Below are 13,456 nucleotides of genomic sequence, written 5' to 3'. Positions count from 1 at the left end.
TAACTGGATGAAACATGGCAAAACTTACCCTTCAAGAACAAATGCTGAAAGCTGGCTTAGTTAATGAAAAGAAACTAAAGAAAGCGAAGAAAGGCTCAAAAAAATCACGCGTTCAAGCACGCGAAGTAAAAGCGGCGGTTGAAGAGAATAAACGCCAACAGTTAGAGCGTGATAAACAATTGAGCGAGCAGCAAAATGCTGAGCGATTAAACAAAGAGATCAAAGCGCAGATCAATCAATTGATTGAGATGAACAAGATCGACTTAAAAGATGGCGACATCAAATACAACTTCACTCACGGTACGCTAGTGAAATCACTTTATGTAGATTCACTTATCCGCGAGCAGTTGATCAAAGGTATTTTGGCAATCGCAATTTTTGGTGAAAGCTATGTTGTCATTCCACGTGGAGTAGCGAATAAAATTGCTCAACGTGATGAGTCCGTCATCATCGAACAAAAAGAACCTGAATCGGACATTCCAGCAGAAGACGATCCATACGCAGATTTCGTCGTGCCTGACGATTTGATGTGGTAACAATAAATAATCGATGCATCAACGAAAAGAGCCGCTGATGTAACATCAGCGGCTCTTTTTATAGAAAAATAATCTACGGAGATGATGTGTTGTTATTGCTTACTTAGTAGCAAATTCGCACCTGATGCGGCTAAAAACAACGAACATCCGCGATTGAAACGTTTCGCCATTTTTGGATTTGAAAACCAGTGCCTCAAGTACAAACCAAAGATGGCATAGATTGAAATGGCGACCATTTCTAATATCAAAAACGTCGAGCCAAGGGCAAAAAACTGCTCTTGAACGTTGGCATTGGCATCAACAAATTGCGGCAAGAATGCAGTAAAAATAAGTATCGCTTTCGGGTTGCCAGCAGCAAGCGTAAATTCTTGCTTCGCAAGTCCTGCGTAATTGCGCGAATTGTCCAAGTCAGAGATCGGGCTGGACTCTGAACGCCAAAGGTTAAACGCAATCCACAGTAGATACAGCGCTCCTACCAACTTTATTGCCCAAAATAGCATTTCTGACGTATACAAAATCACAGCCAGACCTGATGCAGACAACGCAATCATCGCTGAAAAAGCAGCAATTCTGCCTAAACTGGCCGTAAACGCGGCCCTAAAGCCGTAACAACGCGCATTATTCATTGCCAATAAATTGTTTGGGCCTGGAGCCATATTTAGAGCGAAGCAAGCAGGAATAAAAAGGAGAAGCTGCCAAATATCCATAATAAAATGGTCTTAGTGAGTGATTTTGATCGGTACCCTAACATCTGTTAATAAAGTGAGTAAACCACAAACCGATCTTAAAGCAACTCAGCACCAAATCGTACCGTGCGAGCTTGAACTAACGTGCAGTTCGTTTCAGCCATCAGCTCCGCTAGGGTGATGTTTGGGTTTTGTCTCACCAAACGTATCAACTTCACGTCCAAAGGTTCCAATTTGTCTTGGTGAGCAAGTAGAGCTTGTTCGATCTTGTTGATCGCAAATCGCATCGTCTCTGCTTCTTCGTTTTTGAGATCCTCTAAAAACGCTTTTACATCCAAAGCCTCGCCCGAGATTTGCCAGTGACGAGATCGTCTAATTCGCTTAAGATCGCACTGTTTTTCTGCTGCGAGTGTTTTCGCTCGCTTGGCATGGTCGCCCCCAATACGGTGAATCAAGGATGGGAGCGAAATCGTAATCTTCGTCTCTTTCATGGCCTTTTCTTTCATCGCCTTAGCCCTCAACCACCGACACATTCTCGCCAACCCAAGCCAACAACTGTTTTGCCGCTTTGGATAACACCTGATTTTGACGCACGATGTAGCCGAAATCAGTGTTTGGAAAACTTGGCAAAGGCGTAACTTCTCGAGAAAGCTTTAATCTCGGATCGAGCGAAAAATCCGGCACAATAGCAGTCCCAAACCCCGCTTCCGCCCAGTCGATTTGTGCTTCCACACTGCCCACTTCCATCACGCGATGCTTAGGCAGATTTAGTTCAGGTAAAGACGCATCAATCAGCTCTCGGGTTCGAGTATCGTGCCCTAGCAGGATCAGCGTCTGGCTCTCTTTTCGATTGTCTTGCCACTCAAAAATGTTATCACCAAACGCACACCAGTGAATTTGCGTGAGAGGCGTAAAATGCAGCGGTTGACTCTCTTTTTGTGCGATAACAAAGCCGATATCGGCACGCGCACTTTTCACCAAATCCACCGCTTGAGAAGATGTGGTATTGAACAATGCCAAGTCGATCCCCGGATATTCACTTTTGAACTGCTGAAATGGTTTGATAAGCAGTAAACGTGAAACAATATCGCTCGCCGCAATAGAAAGCGTCCCCTGCGTAAGATCGTTGATGGCATTGAGATCCGACTGACAAATTTGCAGCTCATTAAGCATCCGCTGCGCCGTAGCTAACAAACGCTTCCCCGCTTGCGTCAACTGCACGGGATTTCGCTCAATCAATTTCGTGCGCGTGGCTTGCTCCAACTGCTTGATATGCAAACTTACGTTCGGCTGCGTCATGTGCAGTTCCGTCGCTGTTTTACCAAAGTGTTTTACCTCTGCAAGAGTTACGAAGGTTCGCAGCCAGTTCAAATCTAACATTGCCAATTCCGATATGAAATTCTTATCAAGTTAATGAGTATAATTAATTTCTCTTATTATGGCGAACACCTTAAGATTTTTGCATCTGTTTTTGGAGATTAAATTATGTCGTCTATCGTTGTTGTGGGTGCAAACTGGGGTGATGAAGGCAAAGGCCGCATCGTTGACTTTTTGGCAGAGCAAGCTTCTGCGAGCATTCGTTTCCAAGGTGGTAACAACGCGGGTCACACCGTGGTTAACGATCTAGGTACGTTCAAGCTGCACCAGCTTCCAAGTGGCGTATTCAACCCTGACTGTTTGGCAGTGTTAGGTCCGGGTATGGTTATCAGCCCTGCGTTGCTGTCTCAGGAGATTGCGGAAGTTGAAGAAGCGGGCGTAAAAGTGAATATGTGCATCTCTGATCGCGCAACACTGTGTCTACCTCTACACGCACTAGAAGATACGCTAGAAGAACAACGTTTAGGCGACAAAGCATACGGTTCAACTCGTCAAGGTATTGCACCTGCTTACGGTGACCGCGTAATGAAGAAAGGCATCCTAGTTGGTTGGTTGAAGCAACCAGAAGTATTGGTTGAACGCCTTCAATTCATGATGGATTGGAAACTGCCGCAACTGCGTGCACTTTACCCGACGTTCGAGTTTGAACAAACCGCTGAAGAACTGGCGAACTGGCTGCTAGAAGTGTCTGCACCTTGGCGCGATTCAATTTGCAACGTAACGCTTCCTCTAAAAGAACTACAAGCGAAAGACAAAACTCTCTTGTTCGAAGCGCAGCTTGGCGCGGGTCGTGACCTTGTTTACGGTGAGTACCCTTGGACAACATCTTCTAATGTTGTATCAATGTACGCGGGTATCGGTAGTGGCCTTCCGGCACTTCGTCCTGAACGCGTTATTGCGGTTGCAAAAGCCTTCAGCTCATCAGTGGGTACTGGTACGTTGATCACTGCAATGGAAGAGCAAGACGCTTTCCGCGAACTTGCTGGCGAGTTCGGTGCAACTACGGGTCGTCCACGCGATATGGGCTACTTTGACGCAGTCGCTACGAAGAATGGCGTTGAACTGCAAGCCGCAACTGAAATTGCACTAACGAAAGTAGACTGTTTGACTGGCCTTAACGATCTGAAAATCTGTGTTGGCTACGAAGGCAACCACAGCGAAAACCCAATCTGGCCTCAAACTGCCTCTCTTGCGCCAATCTACGAGAAGATGGAAAGCTGGAGCGAGGACATCACAGGTTGTCGTAAGTTTGAAGAGCTTCCAGTAGCAGCACAGAAATACGTTCTACGCATTGAGGAACTGATGGGCGTACCAGTAAAAATGGTGTCTGTGGGTCCTGGTCGTGAACAAATGATTATGCGATAAGATGTGAATTAACACATCATTGGCAAGCGGCTTTTATCTGTTCCGGGGTAAAGCCGCTTTTTTTACACTGTAAACTTTGGAAAATTGCACGGCTAAATTCATGTTTAATAACCTCATCACGAGACTCCTACCTCCTTTATTTATAAATCAATAAATTATAGGACTTAACACGTTGTGCACGTTACTAGCACATCTCACTTGTTAAAGAAGCACGTTAATTAGGTTAACTGGTTGATTTGATATTCTTTAAGTGATTAGTTGATCACGATTTTCATATGCAATTTGTTGAGCTTGTGCTCAAAAATTCTCCCGTTCTGTTTTTAGGATAGAGGTTGTTCCCCAACCAACATCTAACCTAAAAGCAGGTGATTCCCATGACAAAAAATCTTTTCCGCCTCAGTACGATAACCCTCGGTTTATGCATCAGTTCGTTCTCTTTTGCGCAATCCGATCTTCCGAACATTAAAATTCTTGCCACTGGTGGCACCATAGCAGGCGCAGGTCAATCTGCAACAGAATCAAACTACACAGCAGGTAAAGTCGGCGTTGAATCATTGATTTCTGCGGTGCCGAGTATGACCAAGATTGCCGATATTTCTGGAGAGCAAGTGGTCAGTATCGGTTCACAAGATATGAATGATGAAGTGTGGCTAAAATTATCGAAAAGAGTTAATGAGCTACTCGATCAAGATGATGTTGACGGCATCGTCATTACTCATGGTACGGATACGTTAGAGGAAACCGCTTACTTCCTTGATCTGACCGTCAAGAGCAAAAAGCCTGTCGTGATCGTCGGTGCAATGCGTCCTTCCACCGCAATGAGTGCTGATGGACCAGTCAACTTATACAATGCAGTCGTAACAGCCACCGATGAAGATTCAGAAGGACGTGGCGTGCTAGTCGCAATGAATGACACGATTTTCGATGCGCGAGATGTGACAAAAACCAATACAACCTCCGTCAGCACTTTCCAGTCACCCAACTTTGGTGCTATCGGCTACATTCATAATAGCGATGCCAAATATCAACGAAGCCCAGAACGTAAACATACGACAGAAACCCCATTCGATGTATCAAAGCTTACTAAGTTGCCTAAGGTCGGTATTGTTTATAACTATGCAAATGCCTCCAGTTTGCCGGTGAAAGCCTTTGTGGATGCGAAGTTTGACGGCATCGTAAGTGCTGGTGTCGGTAATGGTAACTTGTACCACACTGTGTTTGATGAGCTAGAGAAAGCGAGTAAAGATGGCGTTGTTGTTGTAAGAAGCTCCCGAACGCCTAGCGGCTCAACGACTTTGGATGCTGAAATTGATGACGACAAATATGGCTTTGTTGCCGCAGGTACATTGAACCCACAAAAAGCACGTATCTTACTGATGCTGTCACTGACTCAGACGAAAAACTATCAAGACATCCAAAAGATGTTCCAATACTATTAATTCTGTCTAAGGCTCATTCGATAGAGGAGGTACACACCTTACCTCCTCTTACACATAGCGACATGAGCGTCTCTTGTTAGCCAAACAAGCGACGCTTCATTCCTGCTTTTTCCAGAATACGCGTAGTAATTTCCTCAACAGACAGAGAGGACGTATTGATATATGGGATCGCCTCTCTTCTAAACAACGCCTCAACAGTGTCTAGCTCCAGCTTGCACTGCTCTGTGCTAGCGTAATCACTTCCAGACAAACGATTTTCACGGATTTCAGTCAAGCGCTCGGGATCGATCGTCAGCCCAAACAACTTATGACGATGGATCTCAAACTCAGGCAACAAACGCATCATCTTCACATCTTCCGCAATGAACGGATAGTTCACAACACGTAAACCAAATTGCATCGCCATGTACAAGCTAGTCGGCGTTTTTCCGCTGCGCGATACTCCCAGCAGGATAATATCGGCTTGTTCCAACCCTTTTAGCGTGATGCCATCATCATGCGCCAATGTGTATTCAATAGCCGCAATACGGTCAAAATAGGTGTCGGAATCTTTCCCCACGCTGCGAGAACGCTGCAACTTAGGCTTTGGTGCCATCTGAATGTCGTCTTGCACTTTCTGCACAATACTCTCCAACACATCGTAACTGTATGCCGGCGCTTCAAGCAGCATTTCACGTACTTCTGGAACGACAATTGAGAAAAAGACCAGAGGTTTGACGCCATTGCGCTGGTAGGAAGTTTCAATTTCTTTGACTACGTCAGTAGCTTTGTCCTGGCTTTCTACAAACGGAAAGGTTTTTTCGTTAGGAATGAACGGAAATTGACCGAGAACAACATGCCCTAATGTCTCACATGTTATCGCCGTACCGTCAGAAACATAGAACACATCACGACTTTGGTTATTTATTTGCATTTCTGTTTAATTTTTCAAAATCTTTTGAGTAGGATGGTACACATAATATTAATAAATCAGTTTGGCTTTCAGTTAGGTTCACCACAGCTTTAAAAATTCTTTTGAATTTTTTTCAGCCAGAACGTAATCGTTTGCCTTTGATATCAATCTAAATGAAGCAATGTATGGTCAACGTGTAATAACAGCCAACATGCGATTGTTTAGATCGATTTAAGTCCCCCTACTAAGCTGCAATGTTTCTGGAGAAAGACATGCAAAAGAACACCCTCTGGTTCAATGGCCTATCCATGGATGATGTCGACAAAGTCGGCGGTAAGAATGCTTCACTTGGCGAAATGGTTTCTAACCTAGCAAACGCAGGCGTTTCTGTACCAAATGGTTTTGCGACAACCTCATACGCGTTTAACCAATTCCTTGACCACGAAGGTTTGGATGAGCGTATTCACCAATTACTCGATGAACTAGACGTTGAAGATGTAGAAGCTCTGCGTAAGACAGGTGCAAACATTCGTCAATGGGTATTAGAGGCCCCTTTCCCTGCGGACCTTGAACAAGAAATTCGTGAAAATTACCAAGAACTGATCGAAGGCAATCCTGAGCTTTCAGTCGCAGTTCGTTCATCTGCTACGGCAGAAGACCTACCTGATGCTTCTTTTGCTGGTCAGCAAGAAACGTTTTTGAACGTGAAAGGCATCGACGCAGTACTAGAAGCAACTAAGCACGTTTACGCTTCTCTATTTAACGACCGTGCGATTTCTTACCGCGTTCACCAAGGGTTCGACCACCGTGGCATCTCGCTATCTGCGGGTATCCAACGTATGGTGCGTTCAGATAAAGCCTCGTCGGGTGTTATGTTTACACTAGACACTGAATCGGGTTTCGACCAAGTTGTCTTCATCACCTCTTCATGGGGTCTAGGCGAGATGGTCGTTCAAGGTGCAGTAAACCCTGACGAGTTCTACGTTCACAAGCCAATGCTTGAAGCAGGCGAACACCCAATCGTTAAGAAAACATTTGGTTCTAAGTTGATCAAAATGATCTACTCAGATAACCAAGAAATCGGCAAACAAGTTGATATCGTTGATACTTCTGATGAAGAGCGCAACACGTTCTCATTGAACGACGACGAGATCAAAGAGCTCGCAAAACAAGCAATGATCATCGAAAAGCACTATCAGCGTCCAATGGACATTGAATGGGCAAAAGATGGCATTGATGGCAAGCTGTACATTGTTCAAGCGCGTCCTGAAACCGTATGTTCACAAACGGAACAAAACGTGATTGAGCGCTACGAGCTACAAAACAAAGCGGATGTTTTGGTTGAAGGTCGTGCAATCGGTCAGCGCATCGGTAAAGGCGTGGTTCGCTTGGTTGACTCTCTGGACCAAATGTCTTTAGTCCAAGAAGGTGACGTGCTAGTTACAGACATGACTGACCCAGATTGGGAACCAGTGATGAAAAAAGCATCTGCAATCGTAACCAACCGTGGTGGCCGTACTTGCCACGCTGCCATCATCGCTCGTGAGCTTGGTATTCCTGCAATCGTTGGCTGTGGCGATGCGACAAGCAAGTTAACCGATGGCGCAACCGTGACCGTATCTTGTTCAGAAGGTGAAACGGGCTACGTTTACCAAGGTGAACTTGAGTTTGACGTAAAACGCTCTTCTGTTGATGAACTGCCACTGCTACCAACAAAAGTGATGATGAACGTGGGTAACCCTGATCGCGCGTTTGACTTCGCACAAATTCCAAATGAAGGTGTTGGTCTTGCTCGTCTTGAATTCATCATCAATAAGATGATTGGTATCCACCCGAAAGCATTACTTAACTTTGATGCACAAAGCGATGAGCTAAAAGCAGAAATCACTCAGCGTATTCGTGGTTACAAAGATCCTATCGATTTCTACGTAAGCAAGCTGACAGAAGGTATCGCAACCATTGCTGCGGCATTTTGGCCGAAACGCGTTATTGTTCGTATGTCTGACTTTAAGTCTAACGAATACAGCAACTTGGTTGGCGGTAAAGCATACGAACCGCATGAAGAAAACCCAATGCTTGGCTTCCGTGGCGCGTCTCGTTACATTTCTCCAGTGTTTGAAGACTGCTTCGAGCTAGAAACTCAAGCAATCAAACGCGTTCGTAACGAAATGGGTCTGAAAAACGTTGAAATCATGATCCCATTTGTTCGTACACCAAGCGAAGCAGCATCAGTGATTGATTTGCTAGCGAAGTTTGATCTGCGCCGTGGCGATCAGGGTCTTAAAGTCATCATGATGTGCGAACTGCCATCCAACGCGGTCCTTGCCGATGAGTTCTTGAAGTACTTTGATGGCTTCTCGATTGGCTCAAACGACATGACTCAGCTAACGCTTGGTCTTGACCGTGACTCTGGCGATGTCGCACATCTATTTGATGAGCGCAACCCAGCGGTTAAGGTGATGCTTCAAATGGCGATTGATGCGGCAACAAAAGCAGGCAAATACGTTGGTATTTGTGGTCAAGGCCCATCAGACCACGACGACTTAGCGGAATGGCTAATGGATCAAGGTATTAGCTCTGTATCACTAAACCCAGATACGGTTATCGATACTTGGTTAAAACTCGGTAAAGTTAGCAGCAAGTAACACACGATAAACTCTAGCCCTCACACTCCCCTTGTGAGGGCTTTGTTATTCACACGTCATTTCACAATCAGTTCGTGATTCCTCTCTCAAGTTCGTCATTTAGTCAATTTCATTATCAAAGTCTGATGACCTAAAATGAATGGTATATCGATAACTCCAGAGAGAATTTGATGAAAAAGCCTATCGCACTCCTTACTACATTGATGCTCCTGGCATCCCCTGCTTATGCCGATTGGGATGAAATTTCCAATAAAATGTCTGAGCTTGGCGACGCAGTTTCTGATACTGCACAAGATGCTTGGGACGACACCAAAGCGTTTTCAAAACAAGCGTGGCAAGATTTCACGAACTGGTCCGAGGAAGCGATCAATACCGCAGGCGAATGGACGGAAGCCAGCATCGAGAAAAGCAAAGAATGGATAGATGCTGCCGACAAAAAAATTGATGAGCTGATGGAAGGCGATACGCCAGAAGAAGCTCGCCAAGCCGTGGACTTAATGGCAGATAGCGCTTTGCTCAAGTTATTTAATGAAAAGCCGGAGGCAAAAGCTATTTACGACAACGCGTACGGCTACGCGGTCTTTGATTCTCGTAAATTATCTTTGCTGTTTCACACCAACTCAGGGTCAGGAGTCGCAGTGAATAAGGAAACAGAAGAACGCACTTATATGAATATGTTTGGTTTGGGCGTTGCACTTGGGGCTGGCGGCAAATTTTACCAACAAGTGGTTCTGTTTGAGAGCAAAGAAGACTTTGATACGTTCGTCAACGAAGGATGGGAGGCCACAAGTGAAGCCTCTGCTGTTGCGGGCGAAGATTCAGAGCAACTTTCAAAACAATTTAACAGCGGCGTCGCCGTCTATCAGTTGAACGCTAAAGGTTTGCTCATCGATGCTAACGTGTCTGGTTCTAAATATTGGGTTAACGAAGAGCTCACTAACTCGCAGTAATGCATAGCAACTAATCGCTTAAATAAAACCGTTGTTATGCACCCTTATCAATAAGTTAACGGGGATATGATTCCTCAAAACTGAGCACTTACGCAACTTTCTCTATGGAAGTCACCAGAAGATGGCGACTTCCCTTTCTCGTTGGATTGCTTTTGGTTATGCTTGCGCAAAACCACCTGCAATTCGGTATCCCATGCCTGACAATAACTTTAATAATCTGCTAGCAGAAGCAATTTCTGCTCTTAACACGCCTAACTTTACTCCTAAACTTATGCGTGTCATTCGCACTCTTTTTCATTTTGATTGCGCAGTTATTTTAGGTTACCGAGAAGGTAAACATCCTATTTATCTCTACGACTCAATTGAGAACGAGCGAGAGTTACTTTTTCAACGCTACCTTACTGACTCATTTCAAAATGACCCTTTTTTTCTCAAACTAAACGAGACAAAGCAACAAGGCGTATTTACGCTCAAAGACGTGGCGCGTAAAGGCGTTGACTTCACCTCATACTGCGAGCAGTTCTATCATCAAACAGGGTGGAAAGACGAGCTTAGCATGCTAGTCGAAGTTGAATCTGGCCGTTGGGTCATGCTGTACTTCGGATATATGACTGATGGAAAATACTTTTCTCAGCCACAAATCAATAAGCTAAAGCCCTATTTCCCGATAATTCAGTCGCTTTGTCAGCAACATTGGAAACAAACGGAATTTACCTTTTCTGAGCCTGTTTTTGCACAGAGTGCTTATTCTGGCAGTATGCGATTAGCCATTGAGCAAGCTTTAGCAACGTTTGGCGTAGAATCACTCACCCGTCGCGAACAAGAGGTGGCTTCGCTTCTCGCTCAAGGGTTTGACACCAAAGAAATTGCCGCGCGGTTACACTTAGTTCAAGGCACGGTCAAAAATCATCGAAAGCGAATTTACTCGCAATTAAATGTGTCTTCATTGAGTGAGTTATTCCAGCTTTTCCTCAATCACCTCATTCTCCATTCAAGATAAAAAACTGTCCCTTAAGGGATATATCGAGAAAAGGTGTCGCGTTTTAGTCTGAATGTAACAACCACTAAAACAGACAAAAAGAATGACAACACCATTACTGCAAGATTTACAAGATCGTGGCTTGATTGCACAAGCCAGCGATTTGGAAGAAATTCAGACACTTCTCTCACAGCCACAAACCGTTTACTGCGGCTTCGATCCTACAGCTGGCAGCTTGCATATCGGCCACCTCGTGCCTTTGATTATGCTTAAGCGCTTTCAAGATGCCGGACACCAAGCTGTTGCCTTGATTGGCGGTGCAACGGGCATGATTGGCGACCCAAGCTTTAAAGCGACTGAGCGCAGTCTGAACTCAGAGGAAATCGTCTCAGGCTGGGTTAACGATCTTTCTAATCAAATTCAGCAGTTGATGAACCTCCAACTGACCAAGCCGATGATCATGGTGAACAACGCTGACTGGATGAAAGCGATCAATGTGATCGACTTCTTCCGCGATGTGGGTAAGCACTTCTCGATCAATACTATGGTCAACCGAGACTCGGTAAAACAACGCCTGCAACGACCTGACCAAGGTATCTCCTTCACCGAATTTAGCTACGCCCTACTGCAATCGTACGATTTTGCCGAGCTAAACCGTCGATACGGTTGCCGTTTGCAAATCGGTGGCAATGACCAATGGGGAAACATCGTCAGCGGGATCGATTTAACTCGCCGTCAAAATGGTGAGCAAGTATTTGGCTTAACTCTGCCGCTGATCACCAAATCCGATGGTACCAAATTTGGCAAAACCGAAGGCGGCGCAGTATGGCTAGATCCTAGCAAAACCTCTCCTTACGCGTTCTACCAGTTCTGGCTTGGCGCAGAAGACGCCGACGTTTACCACTTCCTGCGTTACTACACGTTCTTGAGCTGCGAAGAAATTGCCAGCATTGAGGCGCAAGACCAAACAAGCCAAGGTAAACCGCAAGCACAACGTATTCTCGCTGAGGAAATGACGCGATTTGTTCATGGCGAAGAAGGCCTAGCTAGCGCCGAGCGCATCACTCAAGCTTTATTCAGCGGTAATGTGCAACAACTGAGTTTGGGTGAATTAAAACAATTGGAGTTGGATGGTTTACCAAGCATTGAGAGCGCACAACAAGATTTGGTTGAGCTGTTGGTTGAGTCGGGTTTAGCAAGTTCGAAGCGTGTTGCACGCGAACACATCAGCAACAACGCCATTAGTGTAAACGGTGAAAAAGTGTCGGCTGATAACCCAAGTTTGAGCTTCCCACTGTTCGATCAATACTGGTTACTGCAACGCGGTAAAAAGCACTTCTGCCTCGTAAAGCGTGCCGCGTAGTAACACTCGCAGTACAAAGCCTGTAAAAAATTCCCCTCACCACTTTCGTGATGAGGGGAATCCAAATTTGAACGATTTTAAGCCTAAAAATAGGTAAAGACGTCGCTTATTGCGTTCTTAAACGTTGCCAGTACTTTTCGTAAATCGCTAACGTTTCTGCGCCAACATCATTAATGAACTCGCCTTTTTTCATGTCTTCTGATGAAGGGAAAATAGTACGGTTGTTTTTCAACTCTTCTGGCAATTTGTCACGCCCAGCGTTTGTTGCCGACGCATAACCCAAACTGGTCACGATTTCCGCTTGGTTCTCTGATTGGTACATAAAGTTAATAAATTTATGCGCCAATGCTTTGTTTTTACTGCCAGACGGAATAGTGAAGTTGTCCATCCACAATACCGCGCCCTCTTCCGGCATCACGAACTTCAGCTCAGGCATTTCAACCTGCCCTTGGAATGCGTTGCCGTTCCATTGCATGCCGACCGATGTTTCACCGGACACGTAAGGGACTTGAGGTGCATCTGAGTTGTACAGCAATACGTTATTTTTCAGTGCCACTAAAGAATCGAAAGCCTGTTTGATTTCTGCTTCGTCTTTGGTGTTCACACTATGGCCATTTTTCTTCAGCGCCATACCGAACACATCGCGAACGTCATCAATCAGCATGACTTGTTGTTCGTATTGTGACTCCCATAAGTCAGCCCATTTTGTCACTGGTTGCTCAACCATGGATTCATTGTAGCTGATCCCGGTAATGCCCCAAATATAAGGCAATGAGTAATCATTTTTCGGATCGTGCGCTTGGCCAAGTAAGCCGTCCATTGTGTCTTGCATGTTTGGCACTTGAGCGTGATCTATTTTCGAAAGCAGTCCTTCTCGACCCATTTTTTCAATGAAGTACGCAGAAGCAAAAACCACATCGTAACCAGAACCTTTTAGCAATTTTAGCTTGGTATACATTGATTCATTATTCTCAAAGGTCGAATAATTAATCGTAACGCCTTCTTGTTTTTCAAACGCTTTTAACGATGCTTCCGGCAAATAGCCACCCCATGCATAAACGTTCAACGTTTTGCTATCTGCATGAGCAAACATGCTGAGCACAAGAGCACTCAGCCCCAATCCTTTGATGATTAATTTCATGGTATGCAATCCAACCAGTCCAGCGACGCGCTGGGATTCGGGTGCATAATTAGGTAATTGTTACCCAATTGAAAGAAAATTTA

At 45.0% G+C, this 13,456-nt stretch carries 12 protein-coding genes; 7 read left to right on the top strand and 5 right to left on the bottom strand.

From position 1 onward, the window contains the following. The first annotated feature begins 14 nt into the window (after positions 1 to 14). Entirely contained in the window at positions 15 to 536 is a 522-nt protein-coding gene (locus R7E00_RS01080; protein ID WP_033906326.1) for a DUF2058 domain-containing protein, read from the top strand. Between the two features lie 92 nt (positions 537 to 628). Here the strand turns inward: R7E00_RS01080 and R7E00_RS01075 are convergent, their stop codons facing one another. The 3 genes from R7E00_RS01075 to R7E00_RS01065 form a co-directional block, all read right to left on the bottom strand. After that, positions 629 to 1,243, bottom strand: a complete 615-nt coding sequence (locus R7E00_RS01075; RefSeq protein ID WP_262606159.1) for a LysE family translocator — start codon at positions 1,241 to 1,243, stop codon at positions 629 to 631. Between the two features lie 77 nt (positions 1,244 to 1,320). After that, the gene (locus R7E00_RS01070; protein ID WP_213907143.1) at positions 1,321 to 1,713 is read right to left on the bottom strand and encodes a ribosome recycling factor family protein; all 393 of its coding nucleotides are present in this window, start codon (positions 1,711 to 1,713) and stop codon (positions 1,321 to 1,323) included. Between the two features lie 19 nt (positions 1,714 to 1,732). After that, positions 1,733 to 2,602, bottom strand: coding sequence for a LysR family transcriptional regulator (locus R7E00_RS01065; protein WP_005373812.1), 870 nt, complete (start codon positions 2,600 to 2,602; stop codon positions 1,733 to 1,735). A gap of 105 nt (positions 2,603 to 2,707) precedes the next feature. Here R7E00_RS01065 and R7E00_RS01060 point away from each other — a divergent pair, with 105 nt between their 5' ends. Then, complete coding sequence (locus tag R7E00_RS01060; RefSeq protein WP_258475863.1) at positions 2,708 to 3,964, top strand: adenylosuccinate synthase; 1,257 nt, start codon at positions 2,708 to 2,710, stop codon at positions 3,962 to 3,964. Positions 3,965 to 4,338: 374 nt separating this feature from the next. After that, positions 4,339 to 5,403, top strand: coding sequence for an L-asparaginase 2 (gene ansB / locus R7E00_RS01055; RefSeq protein ID WP_213869136.1), 1,065 nt, complete (start codon positions 4,339 to 4,341; stop codon positions 5,401 to 5,403). Positions 5,404 to 5,479: 76 nt separating this feature from the next. Here ansB and R7E00_RS01050 read toward each other — a convergent pair whose 3' ends face one another. Beyond that, positions 5,480 to 6,316, bottom strand: coding sequence for a pyruvate, water dikinase regulatory protein (locus R7E00_RS01050; protein ID WP_005373820.1), 837 nt, complete (start codon positions 6,314 to 6,316; stop codon positions 5,480 to 5,482). Between the two features lie 251 nt (positions 6,317 to 6,567). Here R7E00_RS01050 and ppsA point away from each other — a divergent pair, with 251 nt between their 5' ends. The 4 genes from ppsA to tyrS all read left to right on the top strand — a co-directional run bounded on the left by ppsA (position 6,568) and on the right by tyrS (position 12,232). Beyond that, the gene (gene ppsA, locus R7E00_RS01045; RefSeq protein WP_005373822.1) at positions 6,568 to 8,940 is read left to right on the top strand and encodes a phosphoenolpyruvate synthase; all 2,373 of its coding nucleotides are present in this window, start codon (positions 6,568 to 6,570) and stop codon (positions 8,938 to 8,940) included. Positions 8,941 to 9,110: 170 nt separating this feature from the next. After that, positions 9,111 to 9,890, top strand: a complete 780-nt coding sequence (locus R7E00_RS01040; RefSeq protein ID WP_005373824.1) for a hypothetical protein — start codon at positions 9,111 to 9,113, stop codon at positions 9,888 to 9,890. A 193-nt stretch (positions 9,891 to 10,083) separates the two neighbouring features. Next, positions 10,084 to 10,890 carry a response regulator transcription factor gene (locus tag R7E00_RS01035; protein ID WP_031778843.1) on the top strand — a complete coding sequence of 269 codons (807 nt, stop codon included), beginning with the start codon at positions 10,084 to 10,086 and terminating at the stop codon, positions 10,888 to 10,890. Between the two features lie 82 nt (positions 10,891 to 10,972). Continuing rightward, on the top strand, positions 10,973 to 12,232 hold the full coding sequence (gene tyrS / locus R7E00_RS01030) for a tyrosine--tRNA ligase (protein ID WP_005373828.1): 1,260 nt from the start codon (positions 10,973 to 10,975) through the stop codon (positions 12,230 to 12,232). A 106-nt stretch (positions 12,233 to 12,338) separates the two neighbouring features. On the opposite strand, the gene R7E00_RS01025 is transcribed toward tyrS, so the two are convergent. Beyond that, on the bottom strand, positions 12,339 to 13,373 hold the full coding sequence (locus R7E00_RS01025) for an ABC transporter substrate-binding protein (RefSeq protein WP_005373831.1): 1,035 nt from the start codon (positions 13,371 to 13,373) through the stop codon (positions 12,339 to 12,341). Between the last annotated feature and the right edge of the window lie 83 nt (positions 13,374 to 13,456).

Origin of the sequence: Vibrio sp. Vb1755, assembly GCF_033338635.1 — a bacterium.
In the GTDB taxonomy this organism is placed as follows: domain Bacteria; phylum Pseudomonadota; class Gammaproteobacteria; order Enterobacterales; family Vibrionaceae; genus Vibrio; species Vibrio alginolyticus.
The sequence above is the reverse complement of the archived record's forward strand: the minus strand, read 5'-3'. Positions and strand labels throughout refer to the sequence as shown.